Origin of the sequence: Arenibacter sp. F20364, from assembly GCF_023015905.1 — a bacterium.
Taxonomy (GTDB): Bacteria; Bacteroidota; Bacteroidia; order Flavobacteriales; family Flavobacteriaceae; genus Arenibacter.
On the sequence record NZ_JALKBD010000109.1, the window covers coordinates 1 to 1120 of the forward strand.

The following is a 1120-nucleotide window of genomic DNA, read 5'->3' on the forward strand; positions in this document are numbered from 1 at the left end:
TAACGTTTCGTTTTGTGCCACTTTGAAAGATCAAGTAACAATTACCTTGTCGCTTAAAAACAAGCGATATGGCCAATACACTTGATCCAATGGACCTGAAACAGATTATTTCTTTGCACCTCGATGGACTGAGCAACCGTAAGATAGGTGCCACCCTGGGGATATCCCGTAATACGGTAAATACCTATATGCGCCTTTTCGGAGCCTGCGACCGTTCTCTTAAGGAACTGTTGGCCCTTGACAATGGGGCCCTGGAGGCCCTCTTCCCATCCCATACGACCATAGACAATGAGCGCTACGAAGAGCTCATGCGGTCTTTTGAGGGAATCAACAAAGCTAGGAACCATCCCGGATTTACCTTCCTCCACCATTACCGGGATTATGTGCAAACGGCCAAGGACCCCTATGGCTATACCCAGTTCCTGGAACATTACCGTCGCAAATATGCCAAGACCAAAGGTTCGATGAAGCTCGAGCACGACCCCGGCAAGGAACTGTTCATCGACTTCGCGGGCAAGAAGCTCCATATCGTCGATAGGGCCACAGGGGAAGTAATCCCGGTGGAAGTGTTCGTAGCCATCCTGCCCAATAGCCAGTATACCTACGTGGAGGCCTGCAGGAGCCAAAAACGGGGGGACCTGATCGCTTGTTGCACCAATGCCCTGAACTATTACGGTGGCGTGCCCAAGGCCATCGTATCGGACAACCTGAAATCCGCGGTGACAAGGGCCAGCAGATATGAGGCCGATATCAACCGGAGCTTCAAGGATTTTGCACGCCATTACAACTGCGCCATAAACCCCGCCCGGGGGTATTCCCCGCAGGACAAGGCCCTGGTGGAGAACGCCGTGCACCTTGCCTATCAGCGCATCTATTACCCGATACGGGAAATGGTGTTCTTCTCCCTGGCCGACCTGAACCTGGAGATAAAACGCCAGTTGGGGGCCTATAACGATCTATTGTTCAAACGAAAGGAGGCCAGCCGCAGGGAGCTGTTCCAATCCGTGGAACGGGAATACCTCAAGCCCCTGCCCGGGAGTGCGTACGAGCTAAAGGATTACCGCAGGGCCAAGGTCCAGAAGATGGGCTATGTATACTTCTCCCCGGACAAGAGCTATTA

Annotated in this window: 1 protein-coding gene; it reads left to right on the forward strand. The window is 52.8% G+C overall.

Going from position 1 to position 1120, the window contains the following annotated elements; genetic code table 11:
- Positions 1–68 precede the first annotated feature (68 nt).
- Positions 69–1120 (forward strand): IS21 family transposase (gene istA, locus MWU84_RS23910; protein ID WP_246906520.1); only part of this gene is annotated, 1052 nt, incomplete at its 3' end.